Source organism: Streptomyces sp. NBC_01241 (assembly GCF_041435435.1).
Taxonomy (GTDB): Bacteria; Actinomycetota; Actinomycetes; order Streptomycetales; family Streptomycetaceae; genus Streptomyces.
Window position 1 is genome coordinate 255,953 of the sequence record NZ_CP108494.1, and the last position, 19,808, is coordinate 275,760.

Annotated in this window: 14 protein-coding genes and 3 pseudogenes; 9 read left to right on the forward strand and 8 right to left on the reverse strand. The window is 68.4% G+C overall.

What is annotated here, in order from left to right; genetic code table 11:
- Positions 1–126 precede the first annotated feature (126 nt).
- The gene (locus tag OG306_RS01175; RefSeq protein ID WP_327259579.1) at positions 127–312 is read left to right on the forward strand and encodes a hypothetical protein; all 186 of its coding nucleotides are present in this window, start codon (positions 127–129) and stop codon (positions 310–312) included.
- On the opposite strand, the gene map is transcribed toward OG306_RS01175, so the two are convergent.
- Positions 284–1,066: a type I methionyl aminopeptidase gene (map, locus tag OG306_RS01180; protein ID WP_266753010.1), complete on the reverse strand. Its 783-nt coding sequence runs from the start codon at positions 1,064–1,066 to the stop codon at positions 284–286. The two genes, OG306_RS01175 and map, sit on opposite strands and share 29 nt — an antisense overlap.
- Positions 1,067–1,131: 65 nt before the next feature.
- On the opposite strand from map, the gene OG306_RS01185 reads away from it, so the two are divergent.
- A complete protein-coding gene (locus OG306_RS01185) occupies positions 1,132–1,434 on the forward strand; it encodes a helix-turn-helix domain-containing protein (RefSeq protein ID WP_266753008.1) in 303 nt (100 codons plus the stop codon).
- 561 nt (positions 1,435–1,995) lie between these two features.
- On the opposite strand, the gene OG306_RS01190 is transcribed toward OG306_RS01185, so the two are convergent.
- Positions 1,996–2,667: a hypothetical protein gene (locus OG306_RS01190; protein ID WP_266753006.1), complete on the reverse strand. Its 672-nt coding sequence runs from the start codon at positions 2,665–2,667 to the stop codon at positions 1,996–1,998.
- Positions 2,668–2,968: 301 nt separating this feature from the next.
- Here OG306_RS01190 and OG306_RS01195 point away from each other — a divergent pair, with 301 nt between their 5' ends.
- The 6 genes from OG306_RS01195 (at position 2,969) to OG306_RS01220 (ending at position 12,304) form a co-directional block, all read left to right on the forward strand.
- The gene (locus OG306_RS01195) at positions 2,969–6,703 is read left to right on the forward strand and encodes a S8 family serine peptidase (protein WP_266753004.1); all 3,735 of its coding nucleotides are present in this window, start codon (positions 2,969–2,971) and stop codon (positions 6,701–6,703) included.
- Positions 6,704–7,401: 698 nt separating this feature from the next.
- Positions 7,402–8,484: an integrase core domain-containing protein gene (locus OG306_RS01200; RefSeq protein ID WP_266753002.1), complete on the forward strand. Its 1,083-nt coding sequence runs from the start codon at positions 7,402–7,404 to the stop codon at positions 8,482–8,484.
- Positions 8,485–9,117: 633 nt separating this feature from the next.
- Positions 9,118–9,597, forward strand: a complete 480-nt coding sequence (locus OG306_RS01205) for a hypothetical protein (protein ID WP_266753301.1) — start codon at positions 9,118–9,120, stop codon at positions 9,595–9,597.
- Positions 9,598–9,811: 214 nt separating this feature from the next.
- Positions 9,812–10,642, forward strand: coding sequence for an IS5 family transposase (locus OG306_RS01210; protein ID WP_266752970.1), 831 nt, complete (start codon positions 9,812–9,814; stop codon positions 10,640–10,642).
- On the forward strand, positions 10,639–11,061 hold the full coding sequence (locus OG306_RS01215) for a hypothetical protein (RefSeq protein ID WP_266908125.1): 423 nt from the start codon (positions 10,639–10,641) through the stop codon (positions 11,059–11,061). Before OG306_RS01210 ends, OG306_RS01215 begins: the two co-directional genes overlap by 4 nt.
- A gap of 586 nt (positions 11,062–11,647) precedes the next feature.
- A complete protein-coding gene (locus OG306_RS01220) occupies positions 11,648–12,304 on the forward strand; it encodes a transposase (protein ID WP_353963819.1) in 657 nt (218 codons plus the stop codon).
- Here OG306_RS01220 and OG306_RS01225 read toward each other — a convergent pair.
- The 4 genes and pseudogenes from OG306_RS01225 to OG306_RS01240 form a co-directional block, all read right to left on the reverse strand.
- Positions 12,214–13,230: pseudogene (locus OG306_RS01225) on the reverse strand (IS30 family transposase); the annotation flags it as partial. The gene OG306_RS01220 and the pseudogene OG306_RS01225 sit on opposite strands and share 91 nt — an antisense overlap.
- 10 nt (positions 13,231–13,240) lie before the next feature.
- The gene (locus OG306_RS01230; protein WP_266752043.1) at positions 13,241–14,131 is read right to left on the reverse strand and encodes an IS3 family transposase; all 891 of its coding nucleotides are present in this window, start codon (positions 14,129–14,131) and stop codon (positions 13,241–13,243) included.
- A gap of 17 nt (positions 14,132–14,148) precedes the next feature.
- Positions 14,149–14,454, reverse strand: coding sequence for a transposase (locus OG306_RS01235; RefSeq protein WP_266744336.1), 306 nt, complete (start codon positions 14,452–14,454; stop codon positions 14,149–14,151).
- A gap of 72 nt (positions 14,455–14,526) precedes the next feature.
- Positions 14,527–14,691: pseudogene (locus OG306_RS01240) on the reverse strand (IS30 family transposase); the annotation flags it as partial.
- A 19-nt stretch (positions 14,692–14,710) separates the two neighbouring features.
- Between OG306_RS01240 and OG306_RS01245 the strand changes: the two are divergent.
- On the forward strand, positions 14,711–15,487 hold the full coding sequence (locus tag OG306_RS01245) for an IS256 family transposase (RefSeq protein ID WP_371665049.1): 777 nt from the start codon (positions 14,711–14,713) through the stop codon (positions 15,485–15,487).
- Positions 15,488–16,131: 644 nt separating this feature from the next.
- On the opposite strand, the pseudogene OG306_RS01250 reads toward OG306_RS01245, so the two are convergent.
- Together OG306_RS01250 and OG306_RS01255 are read right to left on the reverse strand one after the other, a co-directional pair.
- A pseudogene (locus OG306_RS01250) lies at positions 16,132–17,527 on the reverse strand (IS1380 family transposase).
- Between the two features lie 592 nt (positions 17,528–18,119).
- Positions 18,120–19,547 (reverse strand): replication-relaxation family protein, encoded by a 1,428-nt coding sequence (locus tag OG306_RS01255; protein ID WP_371665050.1) that lies wholly within the window; start codon positions 19,545–19,547, stop codon positions 18,120–18,122.
- Between the last annotated feature and the right edge of the window lie 261 nt (positions 19,548–19,808).

Below are 19,808 nucleotides of genomic sequence, written 5' to 3' on the forward strand. Positions count from 1 at the left end.
GTTATTGGCCTTGAGCTGGACTTTCTTGAGTGTGGGCGTCGGCGGCGACAGCCCTCGGGGCAGGCGTGGAGTGCGCCGTTCGAGGCCGTGGCGCCGGCCCGGGACTTCCGCTGGGCCAAAGACGGCGTGAGCTTCGCGGGCTGGCACTACTGCGCGACAGCTCGGGACGACGTCGGCTACGAGACGTGGCTGGAGCGGGACCATCTGATCTTGATGGGCCGCGATCCGGAGGTGGTGGGGGTCACCTCGCAGCCGTTCTGCGCCGGCAGGATGGCACTCGGCCTCACGCCCGCGCTTGCTTCGGCATGGTGAGGATCTCCGCTCCGTCGTCGGTGATGGCTATCGTGTGCTCGCTGTGTGCCGTCCTGCAGCCGGTGGCGCTGCGGAGGGTCCAGCCGTCGGCGTCGGTGACGAGTCGGGCGGTGTCCGCCATGACCCACGGCTCCAGAGCCAGCAGCAGTCCGGGGCGCAGTGTGTAGCCGCGGCCGGGCCGTCCGGTGTTTGGGACGTGCGGGTCCTGGTGCATCGTCGAGCCGATGCCGTGACCGCCGAACTCGGTGTTGATCGAGTACCCCGCCTTGGTGAGGGCCGTGCCGATGGCATGGGCGATGTCGCCGATCCGCGCCCCGGGCCCGGCGGCAGCGATCCCCGCGGCGAGCGCGCGTTCGGTCGCACTGATCAGGGCGACGCTCTCCGGGGGCTTCGCGTCGCCCACGATGAAACTGATGGCGGCGTCGGCGGCGACTCCGCCCAGGGAGACGGCGAGGTCGAGGGTCAGCAGGTCACCGTTGGCGAGCGGATAGTCGTACGGCCGCCCGTGCAGGACCGCGTCGTTGACGGCGGTGCAGATGTAGTGGCCGAACGGACCGCGTCCGAAGGACGGGGCGTAATCGACGTAACAGGACGTGGCTCCCGCCTCGACGATCAAGTCCTTGGCCCACCGGTCGATGTCCAACAGGTTCGCGCCGATCGTGCTGCGGCTCTTCAGCGTCTGCAGGATGTCGGCGACCAGGGCGCCGGTGTCTCTCGCCCGGGTCAGCAGGGCGGGGTTCAGGATCTCGATCATGCGGCGTCCTCCTCGCGATACCAATAACTATACCGGCCATACTGTACCGGTATAGAATTCGTGCCATGGTCAGGTTGCCGCTCACTCCCGAAGAGATTGAACGCGGACAGCGTCTCGGCGCCCTCCTGCGCCGGGCCAGAGGGGAGCGTTCGATGCTCGACACCGCGCTCGCCGCACGCGTCTCGCCGGAGACTCTCCGGAAGATCGAGACAGGCCGCGTGGCCACCCCCGCCTTCCCGACCATCGCGGCGATCGCCGACGTCCTCGGCCTCTCCCTCGACGCGGTATGGGCCGAGATCAGCGGGGCCGAACGCGTCGTCGGGCCCGCCGGCTCCACCCACCGCTCCCCGGAACGGCTGGCGTCCTGAGCGATGCCGCGGCGGCCCCTGCCGGCCGGGGCGGCCGCCAAGGCGGCGCGGACTCGGGCCCGGCTTCCCAAAGGCATCCGGGCGGGCTGTTGACGGCCTTCTACGGGGGAAGGGCTCCTTCTCATAGGCCTATTGGGGTGCAGGGGTCCGTCTGCGGTTTCGTGAGCGGGCCGCAAGCCGGGACTATCGGCGGGTTTGGGCCCACATCAACCGACGCCTCGATCGCCGTCTGTCACCCCTGCCCCAGCCGGCCGCCGGCATCCCTCCGTGCCTTCAACGGGACGGCTGCGCCGTCTGCGGGACGCCACTCTCCCGGGTGCTTACGGACGGGTCCGGCTGACCCTCTCAGGTTCCTGTCGAGCAAAGCGCTCCTACTGAGCAAGAAGGCGGAGCTCGCTACTACCGGCTGACCAGTCCAACTTCATTGGCAAACAATCCAACTTCGGTGTCGGAGGACACCTACGATTCCTGTCTCACTGGACGCGGCCGCGCATCTGACCTGCCGCACTGGCGCCCGAAGCGATCTCAGCCGCGGCGGTCAGGGGCATGGGAGTGTGCTTCTCAGGAGTGGGGTGTCATTCCTTGCGGGTCGTTCTGCGGGGTGTACGTCTTCATTGCCTTGTCTGTCATGAGTGCTGAGATCCGGCGCCATTCCTGGTGTTCCACTTCGGCGGTGCGGAGCCATTCCTCGGCTCGGTAGCTGTCCAGTGCCTGCCCGGCGATGTCGCGCTGGTATTCCTGTGCGTCCTCAGCGGCGCGAGCGACGTCCTGGACCGTCATCCCGGTGGCCTGTGCCTGTACCCGGGCGCGGTAGAACCGGGCGGTGCTGGGGGCGAGGGGGATGGGTTCTTCGAGGGGATGCAGCCAGACGGCGGGCAGGGCGGTGTAGGTGATGGCGGCGGGGAGGGTGACCTCGTTGCCGGCGGTGTCGGTGACGAAGCCGTCGATCTCGTACTCGGGGCCTGCGGGGAGGTCCAGAAGTACGGTCTGGTCGGCGGTGAGGCGCAGGGTGACCCGGTTGGTGGTGGTGGCCTCGTAGCCGTCGACGGTGGCGCCCTCGGGGTCGGTACCGGTGACGGTGAGGTCGAAGCGGTCGCCGCGGCGTAGGTTCAGTCGCATGTCGGCGGCGAAATCGGCATGGATGCGGGGGATACGGTGACGCAGAGCCGGCGGCAGTCGCTGGGGGACCTTAACCTGGTAGGTCTCGCCGATCCGGATGTCCTGGACGCGCATGACGACCTCCTGAGCCCCTCTCCAGCCTCCCCCGGGCCGTCCCGAACCGCCAAGGCCGGGGCGGGGAAGCGCCGAGCGGCGGCCCGGTAGAGCCGGCGACCACCCGCGTCCAGCTCGGCTGGTACGCCCGCCGCCACGGCTGGGCGCAGGGCGGGTCCGCGCTCCGTGGCCGTCATTGACGGGTCTCCGTCAAGGCGGATATCCGCCAGGGCAGAACGGTCGACACGCGAGTTGCCGCCGCGAAAACTCTTCGCAGCACCCGGAACCACCCATTCACCGGGTGCGTGGAGGAGAGTCGTCCATGACCAGATCATCCGCGAGGCGGAGGTCCCGGCTGCTGGCAGCGGGGCTGTCGCTCGTACTGCTGCCGGCCGGGCAGGCCGTCGCAGCCGGGGCGTTGGGGACGGCGGGGGCGGGCACCGACCGTGCCACATCACCCGTGCACGCACCCAGCACCGCGCGAACCGTCACCCTGATCACCGGTGACCAGGTGACCGTGACCGACCTCGGCGCGGGCCGGAAGTCGGTCTCCGTGGAGCGTCCCAAGGGCGCGACCGGAGCGGTTCGCAGCGAGATATCCGACGGCCGGATCACCGTCATACCCGACGAGGCCCGGCCCTACCTCCAGGCGGGCGTCCTCGACGCCGAACTCTTCGACGTCACCGCTCTGATCGAGCAGGGGCTCGGTGACCCGTCGTCCGACGGCCTCCCGCTCATCGTGACGTACACGAAGAACGCCCGGAGCGCGACGCCCCACGGAGCCCGCCAGGTCCGTGGTCTGCCGAGCGTGGGCGGCGCGGCCCTGGAGGCGTCGAAGTCCGGGGAGTTCTGGCGCACGGTCGCACCGGACGTCACCTCCCAGACGCGCAGCGCGACTTCGGGCCGTGTGCGTCTTTCGGGCGGCGTCGAAAAGATCTGGCTGGACGCCCGCGTCGACGCCGCGATGGAGACCAGCAACGCCCAGATCGGCACCCCCGCGGCCTGGGAGGCCGGGCTGACCGGCGAGGGTGTCAAGGTCGCCGTCCTCGACACGGGCGTGGACCTGACCCACCCCGATCTCAAGGACCGGGTGAGCGAGACCAAGAGCTTCATCGAGGGTCAGGAGGTCGCCGACCGGAACGGGCACGGCACGCATGTCTCGTCCACCGTCGGTGGCAGCGGTGCCGCGTCCGACGGCAAGGAGAAGGGCGTCGCGCCCGGCGCCACGCTCGCCGTCGGCAAGGTTCTCAGCGACCAGGGTTTCGGATCCGAGTCGCAGATCATCGCCGGTATGGAGTGGGCGGCCAAGGACGTCCAGGCCAAGATCGTCTCCATGAGCCTCGGATCGTCGCAGGGCAGCGACGGCACCGACCCGATGGCCCAGGCGGTGAACACCCTCTCCAAGGACACGGGCGCCCTGTTCGTGATCGCGGCCGGCAACGCATACTCCCCCGGCACCATCGGCTCCCCCGGCGCGGCCGACTCCGCGCTGACGATCGGCGCGGTCGACTCCGCCGACCGGCGTGCCGCCTTCTCCAGCCAGGGCCCGCGCCTCGGCGACAACGCGCTGAAGCCCGACCTGTCCGCGCCGGGCGTGGACATCCTCGCGGCGCGCTCGCAGCTCGTGAGCGGCAGCGGCCCGTACACATCGATGAGCGGTACCTCCATGGCCACCCCGCATGTCGCGGGCGTGGCGGCGCTGCTCGCCGAGAAGCACCCCGACTGGAGCGGACAGCAGCTCAAGGACGGGCTGATGAGCACGTCCAAGCAGATCAGCGGCACGTCGTACGAGGTGGGTGCGGGCCGCGTGGACGTCCCGTCCGCGATCGCCGCGCAGATCACCGCGACCGGCAGCGCCGACCTCGGCTTCACCAGCTGGCCCTACGAGGCGAACAAGCCGGTCACGAAGACGCTGACCTACACCAACGCCTCCGACCGGCCGGTCACCCTGGCGCTGACCGCCGAAGGCGCTCCGGCCGGCGTGGTCACCCTCGCAGACTCCACCCTCACCGTGCCCGCGCACGGCACCGCGCAGACCACGGTCACCGGTGACGGCACCGCCGCGCCCGTCGGCGCCACCTCCGGCCGGATCGTCGCCAAGGACGGCGACACAGTGGTGGCGCACACGGCCTTCGGCCTGGCCAAGGAGGAGGAGCGCTACACCCTCACCGTCCACGTCAAGGACCGCGACGGTGCCCCATCCGCCGCATACGTGGCTGTAAAGCAGCTGGCCAAGGACACGTCGGTCATCCCGGCCTCGGTCGGCGAATCCGGCACGCTCAAGCTGCGCGTGAAGCCGGGCATGTACACCCTGTCCAGCTTCCTCGATGTGCGTGGCAGCAAGGGCAAGGACTCGCTCGGCCTCGGTCTGCTCACCGAGCCCGAGGTCACCATGGACCGTGACCGCGAAGTCACCCTCGACGGAACGAAGTTGCGGGAGATCCGGGCCGAGGTGGACCAGCGGACCCAGACCCGTCAGCTGATCATGAAGTTCAACCGGTCCGCGAACGGCGCGTCCTTCGCGCCGGCCGTGCAGGTCCCGCCGAAGTACGACAGCATCTTCGCCGCGCCGACCCGCAAGCCCGCCACGGGCACCTTCGAGTACCGGACCGTCTGGCGGCTCGGCAAGCCACAACTCGATGTCGAAGCAGGCGGCAAGCGGCTCGGCGAGACGACCGTCCAGTACGGATCGGACATGCTCACCGGGCACAAGCGGATGTCCCTGGTGGACGCGGGCACCGGAAGCCCCGCCGACTACGCCGGCAAGGACGTGACGGGCAACGCGGTCGTCGTGCGCCGCACCGACGCGATCACGCCCGCCGAGCTGGCCCAGAACGCACGGGATGCGGGCGCCAAGGCTCTGTTCGTCACCGACGAGGCTCCCGGACGGCTGATGGCCAACTTCAGCGCGGCCGACGGGGAGACTCGTCCCCTGTACATCGCGACGGTGAACGCGGCGGACGGGGCACAGCTGACCGAGGCCGCTCGGCTCGGCCGGAGCTTGGAACTGACCGGTACCCAGTTCACGCCGTTTGTCTACGACCTCAGCAAGGGATACCCGGGGGCGATCCCCGCTGGTCTGACGTACCGGCCGGGCAAGAGGGAACTGGCCGTGGTCAACAACAAGTTCCACGCGCCGAAGCCAGCCGACGGCGGCGAGTTCCGCTACTCGATCACCGACAGCTTCCCCTACGGCATCGGATTCCAGGAGAAGATCAAGTTCCCCGCGGAGCGCACCGACTACATCAGCGCCGGTCCCGACCAGGGCTGGGCGGAGTCCATGTCCAGCGGCCCGGGCGCCCTCGTGGAGCGCGGCGGCATCGTGCACTACCGCGGCGGCACGCGCTCCGGGACCGACTGGTTCAAGCCGGTCTGGCACCCGTGGCTGGGTACCGGTCTCGGCTGGGGCCAGCGTCGCGCGGGCAACGACCTGGAGTTCAACACGCCGGGCTGGGGCGACTCGGGACCGGACCACACCGGCTTCGGCGAAGTGTTCAACCAGAAGTCGCTGACCCAGTTCACCGAGGTGTACGTGGACGGGGTGCAGGTCGACCGGAAGCAAAGCTCGGGGGTGCACGCCTGGCGCGTCAAGCCGACCGAGCAGGACTTCAAGGTGGTCACCGACACCACGATGGACCCGGACGTCTGGCGGCTCGCCACGAAGGGCCACTCCGAATGGACCTTCAAGTCGTCCGCCACGCCGGCCGACCGGTGGACGTACCTGCCGATGCTCAACCTCGGGTTCGACGTCGACACCGACCTGCAGGGTGACGTGCGGGCCGGAAAGCGGCTGGATCTCGGGATATTCTCCGAGTACATCAAGGGCGCGTCGGACACCGGGAAGATCACCGGCTCCACGCTGGAGGTCTCCTTCGACGACGGCGCGACGTGGACATCCGTCGCACTCGACGGCGTACGCGGCAAGTCCGCCGCCTGGGCCGGCTCCGTGCGGGTGCCGAACGACGCGCAGTACATCTCCGTGCGGGCCTCGGCCTCCGACAACAAGGGCGGCTCGGTGAAGCAGGAGATCATCCGCGCGGTCGGCGTGCGGAAGTAGCCGACCGGGTGGGAGCCGCGCAGTCGGCGGCCCGGCTCCCACCTGCCACGTGAGCGATGCAAGGTCCGCACCCTGCACGTAGTGCTGCTCACCGCACGCCGCGGGCGGGCCGGGCTGGCGGGGCAGGTCCATGGTCTTGAGCTGGGTGGCGGTGGCGTAGATGCCGGCCGGGACATCCCGCCAGGACACGAAGTGCGGCCGGGACGTAGTCGTCGTGTTCGCCGTCATTGCTGAACTGCCTTTCTCTGTACGTCGAAACGGTGGCGGCTCCGCCTCCGGCAGCTGCAATGCCGGAGGCGGAGCCCAGACGCCTCATGAGTGCGCGTCGTCAGTCGACGCCGAAGTCGAAGTAGTCGTCGTACGTCGTCACTGCGCCGGGTACGGTCCGTTCAGGCGGCTGACCGGGGGTGCTGGGTCTTCGCAGAGCCGTGATTCCGTGCCGCCGGGGCCTACTACCACCCTCTTTCGCGAGGACGCTTCGCTCGCCGAGAGCGTGACGTGGGCGGTTGATCTCCATCACCGCAAGCTGGAGGAGGAGCAGGCACTGCGGGAGGGACGGCCGTCTGACGACTTGTCCGACTCCGGACGGTGTGGGGCTCAAAAACACGAATCGTCGCCCCGCTTGAAGCCCGTCGCCGCAGAGAACCGGGAGCACAAGACCCTGAGCAGCGGCTCTGCCGCGTCTGGGATCATGTTTCGTGATCCTGTCCACGGTGTACGCCGTCACCCGCCGCCTGCTGTCGCTGCCCGCGTTGCTGCTGCGGCGTGACGTCACGAAGGACGCGGAGTTGCTGGTGCTGCGCCACGAGAACGCGGTCCTGCGCCGACACGTCCCACGCCTACGCTACGAACCAGCCGACCGCCTGTGGTTCGCCGCGCTCTCACACCTGATAACGCGCCGCCGCTGGGCCCAGGTCTTCCCGATGACCCCGGCCACGCTGATGTCCTGGCACCGTAAACTCGTCGCGAAGAAGTGGGACTACAGCCAGCGTCACCGCCCCGGACGCCCGCCCACGGGCCCCGCAGTCAAAGCCCTGGTCTTGCGCGTGGCGGCCGAGAACCCGGGATGGGGCCATCGGCGCATCCACGGCGAACTCACCCGTCTCGGCCACAAGATGGCCGCCTCCACCGCGTGGAACATTCTCAACCAGGCCGGCATCGACACCGCCCCACGTCGTACCGGACCAACCTGGAGGCAGTTCCTCGCAGCCCAGGCCGAGCACATCGTCGCCGTCGACTTCCTGCACGTCGACACCATCAACCTCAAACGCATCTACGCCCTGGTCATGCTCGAACACGGCAGCCGCCGTGCGCACCTGCTCGACGTCACCGCCAACCCCACCGGCCCATGGACCACCCAGGCCGCCCGCAACTTCCTCATGGACACCGGCATGAACATCGCAAGCATCAAGTTCCTGATCCGTGACTGCGGCGGCCAGTTCACCGACGCCTTCGACGCCGTCTTCGCCGACGTCGGACTGCGCGTCCTCAAAAGCCCGCCCCATGTCCCGAAAGCGAACGCACACTGCGAAAGGTTCATCGGCACCCTGCGCCGCGAGCTCCTCGACCGGACACTCATCCTCAACGAACGGCACTTGCGCCGAACCCTCACCAGTTACATGGAGCACTACAACGGGCACCGGCCTCACCGCGCGCTGAGCCAGCTCTGTCCATCGCAAGCTGAAGCCGGACCTCCGCGCCCCATCGACCTCGCCGAGCACCGCGTCCGCCGCACAGCGGTCCTCGGCGGACTCATTAACGAGTACCGGATCGCCAGTTGACACCGCTACGAACCCGCAGATCAGCGGTCGAATCCCGTATTTGAGCCCCACAGGCTGTCCATAAAGGGATCGAATTTCGGCCGACCGACGGAATGCACACAGCCGGGACACAGCCGTGAAGGTCTCGTCACAGGGCAACCGTCGCACCGCTCGTACCACCCGCACCACCCTTACCGCCCGCACCACCGGCCCCGGGGCCCCGCCGGCACCGGGGCCCCGGGCGCTGAGTCATACTGATGCGCCGAGCACAGGGGAAGGCTTACAGCGCATGGGGCACGGGGTGAACGGTGCGGGCCTGCCGGATCGTATCGGCGGGTATGCCGTGGAGCGGGAGCTGGGGGCCGGCGGTATGGGCACCGTGTATCTCGCGCGTTCGCGCGGCGGGCGTGCGGTGGCCGTGAAGGTGGCGCGCCCAAAGCTCGCGGCCGACCTGCACTTCCGGGAGCGTTTCCGGGCCGGTCTCTCTGGCCATGGCCTCTGCGGTCTCTCACCGACTGGCGGGTCTCCAAGCGCCGACAGCGGCGCGCTGAAGCCGAGGCCGCGTGCGAGCGTGAGCGACTGCGCGTCGGTGAGTCGCTGGCCGTCGGGAACGCCGAGAGCGGCGCGGACCTGCGGTCGGCACGGCTCGCCATCGTGCGCGTCTCGCAGGAGGAACCCCATCGGCCCACCTGGTCCGGCGACCGGATGCACGCGGTCACTCTCCGCCTCGCACGGGATCTCGACCTTGACCTCGCCACGGTGTGGCCGGCCCTGTGGCAGCTGCTGCCCGACGCTCCGCGCCAGCAGATCGAATCGACCCGGGAGGTGCTCGGCCGGGCGACCATACTCGTGGCATGGGCGATCCTGTACGCACTCCTCACGGTGTGGTGGTGGCCGGGACTGCCCCTGGCCGTTGCCACGTTCATCACCGCTCAGCTCCGGATTCGCAGTGCTACCAACGCCTACGCCGCCCTGGTCGAGGCGACGGTCCACCTGCACACCGGCGAGCTCGCCGAGCGCCTGGGAGTGTCGGGGAACGGAATCCTCGGCAGGCGCACCGGTTGGGAAGTCACATGCTTGTTGCAGGGCAGGCGGCACCTGATCGACCTGACGGCACACGAGCCACAGCCGTAGCCGGCCCCGGAACCAGTGTCCGGAGTCCGACCACCGGTAGAGGGCAGCCCCTCCGTCCGCTCGATCGCGGGGTGCAGGTATCGCCGAGGGATCGGACACTCAACAACACTTAGTGGGCGGTATGAGAGTGCATAGGAGTTTTGTCGTCACCTGAACGTGTGGCGGTGCGGCACCCCGGCCGGTCGGCGGCCATGGGCATGCTGGGCTGGGCAGCATGAGCGAGCGCAAGCCCTACAAGACCGACGTGAGCGACGAGCAGTGGGCGCTGGTCGAGCCTGTGATCGCCGCGTGGAAGGCCGCGCATCCCTCGGTCAGCGGCCATCAGGGCCGGTACGCGATGCGGGAGATCGTCAACGCGCTGCTCTACCAGGGCCGGACCGGTTGCCAGTGGGAGCTGCTCCCACACGACTTTCCGCCACCCGGTGCGGTGAAGTACTACTTCTACACCTGGCGTGACGACGGCATCGACCAGACCATTCACGACCTGTTGCGCTGGCAGGTGCGGGAAATGGCGCGTCGGAAGGCGGACCCGAGCCTGGTGGTGCTCGACACCCAGAGCGTGCACGCGGCGGCCGGAGTGCCCGCTGAGTCGACGGGGTGCGATGCAGCAAAAAAAGTACCGGGCCGCAAGCGCGGCCTGGCCGTTGACGTTCTGGGGTTGGTGATCGCGGTGGTCGTGGCGGCCGCGTCTGCGCACGAGAACGCCGTCGGGATCGCGCTGCTGGACAAGGTCGCCGCCGACACCGACACCGTGCAGAAGGCCCTGGTCGACCAGGGCTTCAAGAACGCCGTCGTCGCGCACGGGGAGAAGGTGGGCATCGAGGTGGAGGTCGTGGAGCGCAATCCCGCGCAGACCGGGTTCGTTCCCCAGGCCAAGCGGTGGGTCGTGGAACGCGCCTATGGGATCTTGATGCTGCACCGCAGGCTGGTGCGCGACTACGAGCATCTGCCCCGCAGTTCGGAGTCGCGGGTGTACTGGGCGATGACCGCGGTGATACTGCGTCGGCTGACCGCGGCGACCGTGCCCGCCTGGCGCACCGCATGACCGGCGGGGATCTGACCCTCGGCGCGGTGCTGGCACGCCGGGAGGAGCGGGAACGCGAGATCGCCGCGCAGGCCGAGACGACGCGGGAACAGATCACGCAGCTGACCACACAGCTCGACGAACTCGGCCGGGCCGCCGAAGAAGTCCGGATCACCCGCAAGACACTGCTGGAACTGCCCGACCCGCAACCGCCCGCGCCGCCGGCACCGAAACTGCCGGACCATCCGGCCTACCAGCAGATCACGGCGGTGTTCACCGCGGCCGACCATCCGCTGCGTGCGCGGCAGGTGTGCGAGGCGATGGACCTTACGGTCGCACCCAACAACATCAACAACGTCCGCCTCAAGCTCAAGCGGCTGGCCGACCGCGGGATCCTGGCCGAGACCGAGCCAGGCTTGTTCACCCAGCCTCGGCCGTAGTCGACCGACGTCGCCACGACCTGCCCGCTTGTCCCACACGAAACGAAGAATCGGGCATCAGGTCTCATACCGCCCTCTCAGACCCGACCGAGCGGCTGACGGCAGCATCGCCGCCGGTCACGCGAAGCAGGCTTCCGCTCCTGCGGTTCGGTGCCTTGGCCGGCTGAGCAGTGTCTTCAAAGGATTTCGTTTTGGTGGATCACGGCTGGGTGGTGATTCAGTGCCATGAACTCTCCGGTGCGGAGCGGGCGTTCGTCCGTCCGCCGCTGCCTGCGTTCCTGCGTGGCAGGAGGCGGTCGGACGACCGCAGCCGTGCTGGCCGGGGTCGTGGGGAGGTTCTGTGCAGGGCTGCTTGGCGGGGACGCGCCTGAGCAGTGCGGCCTCCTGGGCCACGCCACAGGTCCGCTTTCGCCGAAGGGCCAGGGAGGAATACGCATTCAACTACGGGGGCGGCAGGCACGGCAGGAAGCGGCCCGTGGTCAGGCCAGCCTCTCCCACACGAGTTCGGCCGTGCGCTCCGCGCCCCACAGTCGGGTGGGGGTCTGTACGGTAACCGGTGTAACTCCCGAGCTGGAAGCGACAGTTGATGACTGACGTGATGAGTGACATCAAGGCCGGGGAGGCCGCCGTGGGTGCGCTGGATGCTGTGGATGACAGTCTGGTTGCCGAACTGGTGGCCCGGGCCCAGGCCGGCGGAGTGAAGCTGACCGGCGAGGGCGGCCTTCTGGCGGAGCTGACGCGCAAGGTGCTGGAGTCCGCGCTGGAGGGTGAGCTGACCGACCACCTCGGACACGAGCCCGGTGAACGGGTCGAGGGCGGCCGGGAGAATTACCGCAACGGCCACCGGTCCAAGACCGTGACCACCGAGGTCGGCCCGGTGGAGATCGCGGTGCCGCGGGACCGGGCGGGCACGTTCGAACCGCAGCTGGTCAAGAAGCGCCAGCGGCGCCTGGGCGGCGTGGACGAGATGGTCCTGTCCCTGTCCGCGAAGGGCCTTACCCACGGCGAGATCTCCGCCCACCTGGCCGAGGTCTACGGCACGGAGGTCTCCAAGACCACTGTCTCCACGATCACCGACAGCGTGATGGCCGGCATGGCCGAATGGCAGAACCGTCCCCTGGACAGCGGGCGGTTTCTAGCGGTGATTGCGAATCACGGAAACTGTGATGCTATGCCCCAGTCTTGCATGACCTCGGACGGAGTACGGTCTCCCAGGACCATTCGGGGGCGCTCGTTGAGCTGACGGGCCACGGCCGTCAGGTTGCGCAGGGAGTGGACCGTAAGGTCGGTGCCCTTGGGGAAGTACTGCCGCAGCAGCCCGTTGATGTTCTCGTTGGTGCCGCGCTGCCAGGGAGAATGAGGATCGCAGAAATAGATCCGGAAGCCGGAGAGGGCCTCTATCTCTTCATGGAGGACGAGCTCGCGCCCCTGGTCCCAGGTCAGGGTCCGCCGCAACGCTCGTGGCAGATCGGCGGTCTGCGAGACCAGGGCGTCGCGCATCGGCTGGGCCTTCCAGCCGTGCGGCAGGTGGATCAGGCGAACGAAGCGGGTCGTGCGGTCGACGAGGGTGCCTATAGCGGACCGCTGAGCGCGTCCGATGATGAGGTCTCCCTCCCAATCGCCGGGCGTTTCACGATCGTTGACCGTGGCGGGTCGGTCATGGACGAGCGTCATGTTCTTGATCTTGTTGGGTGAGACGACGCCACGGCGTTGCCGCTTGCGGCGGGTGCGTCCGGTGCGCAGTCGGCCCTCACCCTTGCCCAGAAGGCCAGCGAACAGGCCACGGTAGATCGTCTCCGGACAGGCCCGCATGCGAGGGTTGTTCGGGTGCTCGCGTGCGAGGTGTCGAGCAATCTGCTGCGGGGACCACTTCTCGTCGAGCTTCTCGCGCACTGCCGCGCGCAGGGGTCCGTGGTCGCGGAGTTTCTCTTCTTTGGGGCGTTGGCGACGCAGGAGCGCCTGGTTGTGTGCCCACCAGGGTTCGTACTCCCCGTTCTCCTTCCGGCCGCGTCCAATCTCCCGGTAGACCGTCGAAACGCTCTTGCCGATCTCGGCGGCGATGACGACCGGGCTCCGCCCGGCGCGCAGACCGTCGGCGATGGCGATCCGGTCGTCCTGGGTCAGGAAGCGTGGCGAGATGGGAGGGTGAAGTTCCCCCACGATCATGGACAGCGAATGTTTACGCTGCGTGGGTGAGATCTTGGGCCGCCAGGGCCCTGGTCTCGATCGGGGTGACGTAGCCGTAGACCGGATGCTTGCGCAGACGGGTTCGGTTGTATTCGACCTCGATAAAGCGGAAGACGTCCGCGCGAGCAGCCTCGTGGGACTCCCAGACGGTGGTCCCGATCTCCGCTTTCAGCAAACCGAAAAAGCTTTCAGCCGCGGCGTTATCGTAACATGACCCGGTTCGTCCCATGCTCTGGCTCAGCTTCAACTCCCGTATCAGCTTGCGGTATTCACTCGACGTGTACTCCGATCCGCGATCCGAGTGTGCGATGCAGTCCTCCCTCAGGGCGCCGCGGCCGGCGGCCATCTTCAGGGCGCCGACAACAAGTTCGGCGCGATGGTGGTCGGCCATCGCGTACCCGATCACCTCGCGGGTCGCCAGATCGATGACCGTCGCCAGATACCACCAGCCGGCGAGTGTGGGCAGATATGTGATGTCCGAGACCAGTTTCGTGCCGGGCTCGGCGGCGGTGAAGTCCCTCCCGACCAGGTCCGGCGACGGGGCCGCCTTGGTGTCGGCCTTGGTCAGGCTGCGGCGCTTGCGGCGGGTGATCCCGCGGATGTCGCGCTCGCGCATGATCCGCTCGACCTTCTTCCGATTGATCCGCCTGCCCCCGCGTCGCAGTTTCGCGGTCACCCGCGGGGCCCCGTAAGCCCCACGGGAATCGGCGTGGATCTGCCGGATCTCCCCGGCGAGCTCGTCCTCGGCCGCCTGGCGCACCTCGGCGGCGGGCCGCGCGGCAAGCCAGACGTAATACGCCGATCGCGCCACCTTCAACGCCCGGCACAGCAGACTCACGCCGTAGCCGCCGGGATTGTCCTCGGATGCCTTCTCCGCGTCGATGAACCGGTAGCGCGCGGCTACTTCGTCTTCTGCCGCGCGAAGAAGGCGGTCGCTTTTCCCAGCACCTCGATCGTCTGTTCCTGCTCGCGGACCTTGCGTCGCAGCCGGACCAGTTCCTCACGCTCCGCGGTGGTCAACACCCCGGCCGGCCCCTCGCCCCGGTCGATCGCGGCCTGCTTCACCCAGCCCCGCAGCCCTTCGGAGCTCACCCCGAGCTCACGGGCCACCTCCGTCACCGTCCGCCCGGAGGAGCGGACCAGCCCGACCGCGTCCCGCTTGAACTCGGCCGTGTACCGCTTGCTCGTATTGCTCTTCTTGCTCACTACCTGGATCTGCTTCCTCCGGAACCTGTCGTCCCAGTATCAGGCTGTCCAGCTCCAGGGTGGAACTTCAGGGTCAGGAATGATCATGCTTCCAGCATCGATGAACCAGTTGGACCCGCAGCTCACCGATACGCCCACTTGGCGGGCGGCCGCTGCCCCCTTCAGGCCCTTGCGCCGCAGCTCGAAGTACCGCCGTCTGGCCGACGACGGCATGCGATTGGCTCCTCCACGAGGCATGCGAACCATCTCCCCTTGGATGTTCGCAACCACCGATCGAATTCAAGGCGTGTATCCGGTCGTCTTCATCGACTGCGTGAACGTGAAGGTCAGGGATGGGCAGGTCGCCAACCGGCCCGTCTACATGGCCTTGGCCGTGACGGCGGAGGGGCATCGGGACATCCTGGGCCTGTGGGTCGGCGACGGCGGCGAGGGCGCCAAGTACTGGCTGCAGGTCCTTACCGAGATCAAGAACCGGGGCGCCCGTGATGTGCTGATGCTGGTCTGCGACGGCCTGACCGGTCTTCCGGACGCGGTCAACACGGTCTGGCCTGCGACGATCGTGCAAACGTGCGTGGTTCACCTCCTGCGGAACAGCTTCCGTTACGCGGCCAGGCAGGACTGGGAGAAGATCGCGAAGGCGCTCAAGCCCATCTACACCGCGCCGACCGAGGACGCCGCCCTGGAACGCTTCATGGAGTTCAATGAGGCCTGGGGAAGGAAATACCCGGCGATCGTGCGGCTGTGGGAAAGCGCCTGGGCGGAGTTCGTCCCCTTCCTCCAGTTCGATATTGAGATCCGGAAAATCGTGTGCACCACCAACGCAATCGAGTCCGTCAACGCCCGTATCCGCAAGGCCGTGAGGGCCCGCGGGCACTTCCCCACTGAACAGGCCGCGCTCAAGTGCGTCTACCTCGCGGTGATGAGCCTGGACCCCAAGGGCACCGGAAGCAAGCGCTGGACCATGCGCTGGAAAGCCGCACTCCAAGCCTTCGACATCACCTTCGACGGCCGGCTCACTGCCGGACGCCGGTAGAAACAATCAACCGAGTCCCACCGTTCGCTGTACAGACCCGTCTCCAGACGCTCCTGCATCTTGGTACGGCTGTGGTCGTACCGGTCGGGCACCACGGCAGGGCCGAGTTCCAGAAAGTTGTGCGCTTTCACAAGGTGATCAACGGACGCCACGAGCAGAGTCAGCACCGAGAAGACCAACACCGTCACCAGGGCGGCGTTCCCGGCGACCAGGCCTTATGGTGACCGGCTTGCACGGCTGACCAGGCCGCGAGTCCCGGGCTGGACACAGCAGCCAGAGCCAACGCTGTCCCGCACCGTCGGGCGCGCCGCCTTTTCCAAGCAAGGTCGCGTTCGTCCTGCCTGACGGACACCTGCAGGCTTCTGATTCGCTCCGACACCGCTAACGGAGTGCCCTGCGTGCTGCTGGCCAACTCTGCTCCTGATCCTGCAGGTTATACGACGGCGAGGATCCGAGTATCAGGTGATGCCAGGCCGTCCCTCAGCCCGGATCCACCGGCTTGATTCCGGAGTGATCGTTTCGGGGTTGTCTTGGCGGTTGGCGAGATGATCTGGCTGTTCGGGCAGGGAGTATCCGCTGGTCTGTCCAGCTCTTCCACGTGTTCGGCGGTCTCGGGCCCTTGCGGGCGGGGTGGTCAGGGCTTCTCAGGCTGTGGGTGGTGGCGCGTGCACGAGGTCGAAGAGCTGGGTGAAGTCGTCGGCCCAGGGCCAGTGTTCGGGCAGGTGGAGGGTGAGGCGCCGGGCGGAGCGGGCCGGGCGGGCGGGCGGGCACGTTGATCAGGTGGTCGCGGATCGTTGCGGTGGTGGCCTTGGCGTGGAAGGCGGACGCCAGGGAGCCGGCGGCGCGGGTCAGATTGTGCGCGAGAGCGGCCAGCGCGAGCCAGGCGGCGTTCGCCTGGAAGTGCCCGGAGGGGGCGTGGGCGAACGGGCCGTTCTTCAAGTCCGCGATCACCTGTTCCACGACAGCGTGCCGCCTGTGCTCACGTTCGGCATCGGACAGGGAGAGCGGAGAGTCGGTGAACGCGGCGTGGTAGCGCCAGGTATCGAAGAGTGCGCCCTGTCCCTCGGGCACCGCTGCCGGGTTGAGCCGTTTGACGCGGCGCACGATCAGACGGGCGGTGGCCTGCTGCTTCTTCGGCTTGGAGGTGAAGGCGGTGTAGGTGGTCTCGGCTATCTCGGCGTCCGAGATCCAGCACTGCCCCTCCTCGTCCCACACGGCCTTGGGGTACTTGATCGCCTTCCACGCGGCTTCGTCGATGCCCGCGATCGCGGCCTTGACCGAGGCGTTCATCCGCACGGTGACCGAGAACCGGACGCCCAGGGCCCGGCAGGCGTTCACGATATTGGCGCCGTAGAACGCGGAGTCGGCCCGCACGACCAGCAGCCCGTTCGCGCCGCACGCTCTTGCGGTGCGGATCGATTCGGCGACGAACGCGGCCGCACCTCGGGCGGAGTTGGACGGTCCCTTGCGCAGGCGGGTGGCGACGATCACCGGAGCGGCCAGCGGGGTGGAGACGATCCCGATCAGCGCGTTCAAGCCCTTGACCTTGCTGTATCCGTAGCCGGCGCCCTGCTTGGCGTAGCCGTAGGTGCGACGGATCGTGTCGTCGATGTCCACGTAGGCCACTTGGTCGGCGCCGGGCAGCAGCGGGGTGTGCGCGGCCAGTTCGGGTAGGAACCGGCGGGCCACCGCGTGCAGTTGCTTCACGTGTCCGTGGCTGAAGGAGCGCAGGTACGAGCCCAGCGTGGACGGCGCCCGCACCCCGCTGAACAGCCGCGGCAGCCCACCGTGCCGCAGCCGGTCCATGTCATCGATGCTGTCCGCCCCGGCGACCATGCCGCCGACCAGCGACATCAGCTTCGCCGCGGGGAAGGCCCCGGTGCCGTCCGTCGAGGCCGGCAGCCGGACGTGCTCGTCGACGAGTGCGGGCAGTCCGCACCGCTCAGCCAGCCGCACCACCGGGGCCAGCCCGCCGTAGCCGACCAGATTCGGATCATCAAACCGTGCGGAGACCCTCGCTGCGGCATGGGAAGATTGCATCTCGGAAGTGCCCTCGTGGTCGTGCGTGCTGGAAGCGTGAAGAACTCCCATCATCGCAGGTCACAGGGCACTTCCTCGTTTCCGGAGAGGCTATCCACAGGCATCGAGCCGGTGGATCCGGGCTCAGGCGATCGACCCGGCTGTGACACGCCCCATACAAAACTCCGGACCTGCAAAGAGGCCCGCCCCGGCAGGGGGTTCCGTCACCGGTAGGCCCTCCGCGTGTAAGCGCCGGCCGGCCCCCTGACGTCGCGCCGACCAACTACGAAAAACGGCAGCGCGGCCTGGCCTCCAGACGGCGTCTCGTGAACAGGAGGAAGACCGGTTTCAAAAATCGGCCCTTCCCCGAGGTCTGCTGGGCGGGGGTGGACGACCTGGCCCGCTGGAGCGGGTCGGTCGTCCACCCCCCAGGAATCCACGCTGGTCAGCCTCCGAACAGCCCTGGACGAGAACCGGTCCTCACGGCCGCTGCGGCCGGAGCGGCTGCGGACCGATGTCGTCCTCCTGGTGCTCAACGCTGTACGTCTGACCCGAATCCTGACCCGCGCACCCGGACCGGCGCTGCCCCTCCTGCTCATTGGGGTGGCCCGGGTCAGATGCGGAAGCGCGAGCGCCAACCGCCGGCCTTCTGCTCGGGCAGGGCCTGCTCCTGCTCCTGGCGCTCGGTGTCGACCCGCTCCTGCCATGCGGCGGCCACGGCCTGGTGCTTGCAGCCGTCGCAGAGCTGCGGGTGACTGTCCTTCGGGGTGCCCCAGTCCGTCGCCTGAGCCTCCTCCCACCGTTCGTCGGTGAACTTCGCCCCGCAGCTGGTGCAGACGGGACGGCGGGCCTCACGCTCGGCTGCCTTCTTCGCGGCCTGCTCCTCTGCCGCCCGCCGTACCTGTGCCTTGTACTCCTCCTGGCGGGCCCTGTACTCCTCTTCCCGGCGGGCGTCGGCCGCCTCGAGGCGGGGGTTGCCGATCGCTCCCCACAGATGCTGCATGTGGTCGCGGCCGAAGCGGAGGAACACCGGGCCGGTCGGCCCTTGCTCGCGGAGGTGGCGCAGCCCGGTCGCGATGATCGGGATCCTCCCGTCGTAGTGGTGGTGACCGCCCCTCTGCCGCTCCCCCTCCCACAGGTGGCGGGTGAGCTTGATCAGGCGCGGGATCGTGCGGTTGGGGTTGCGGTCGCCGATGTGGTTGAACACCAACAGCACGGGCGGGTGCGTCCTATCGCCGGACCAGGTGTCCGGAGCGGTCCAGCGGGTGCGCCACATCGGGCGCTCCTTGCCGTCGGTGTCCTTCATCTTCCGCCGGAAGAAGCGGGCGTATTTCTCCAGCTTGTCGGCGAGCTCCTCAGCGGTCTCGTGGCAGTTGTCGACCTCGATGAACAGCAGCGGCACGTGGTCCTGCGAGGCGGTGAGCACGATGTCGGCCTGGGCGCCGCCCTTGCCAGGCGCGTTCCACGTACCCGTGGCGGGCAGCGGGACCTCAGTCCAGTACGAAGCGATCGTGCCGACTCCACCGGGTGCGTCGACGGCGGCCTGGGCAGCTGCCCGGACTTCGGGCGGATCCTCAGCGAGCTTGGCGAGGTTCGGCTTCGGGCGCAGCATCGCGATCACGGTCTCGTTGACGGCCATCGAGTGGGAGGCCCCGCTGGAGCCCGCACCACGTGCGGTAGAGTCCATCTCCGTCACCGGGCGCCGCAACTCGTAGGAGGCAGCCTCCAGGCCCTTGAGGGTCAGGTTCCGCAGCCTCTCCCCCGTCTCGGTGGAGCCGCCGTTCTCGGCAAGGCCGTGCTTGCGCATGTCGGAGAGCGCGCCGGTGTGCGAGGCGGTGCGAGCGGTCTTCTGCTCGGACGGGGTCTCCTTGTCGGTGTGCCGGAAGCTCAGGTGCGGAGCGCCGATCCGCTGGATCTGATCAGCCGTGGCCACCTTCAGCACTCCGAGCACCCGCAGCACATCGCCGCGGAAACCGTTCGTCGACCCCGCCGGGTTGGTCTTCCGCTTCCCCGCCATCAGCTCTGCTCCCTCGTCACTCACGACCGGCCACCAGCCGACCGCCGCCGCTGGCCGCGCCCGGCCTGGGAGAGCGTCCGGGCCCCCCGGAACCCGATGATCTCCTCCCATACGGACATCAGGAGGAGAGAAGAGGGTTGTGACGGCGCAGAATTCGCGCCGATTCCTGGCCTGACCAGGGGCTTTCCCCCGTCCCTGGGTGTCGGGCGCACCAAAGGGGGTTCCCAAGTGCCCTCCGAAGTGGGGCCCCAAGGAGCCCACTTCGGCTTGCCCGCCACGGGCCGG

Coding starts and splice junctions, on each gene's coding strand:
- OG306_RS01220 (WP_353963819.1), top strand. CDS start 11,648: ATGACTGACGTGATGAGTGACATCAAGGCCGGGGAGGCCGCCGTGGGT.
- map (WP_266753010.1), bottom strand. CDS start 1,066: ATGATCGAGATCCTGAACCCCGCCCTGCTGACCCGGGCGAGAGACACC.
- OG306_RS01190 (WP_266753006.1), bottom strand. CDS start 2,667: ATGCGCGTCCAGGACATCCGGATCGGCGAGACCTACCAGGTTAAGGTC.
- OG306_RS01215 (WP_266908125.1), top strand. CDS start 10,639: ATGACCGGCGGGGATCTGACCCTCGGCGCGGTGCTGGCACGCCGGGAG.
- OG306_RS01195 (WP_266753004.1), top strand. CDS start 2,969: ATGACCAGATCATCCGCGAGGCGGAGGTCCCGGCTGCTGGCAGCGGGG.
- OG306_RS01210 (WP_266752970.1), top strand. CDS start 9,812: ATGAGCGAGCGCAAGCCCTACAAGACCGACGTGAGCGACGAGCAGTGG.
- OG306_RS01185 (WP_266753008.1), top strand. CDS start 1,132: ATGGTCAGGTTGCCGCTCACTCCCGAAGAGATTGAACGCGGACAGCGT.
- OG306_RS01245 (WP_371665049.1), top strand. CDS start 14,711: ATGTTCGCAACCACCGATCGAATTCAAGGCGTGTATCCGGTCGTCTTC.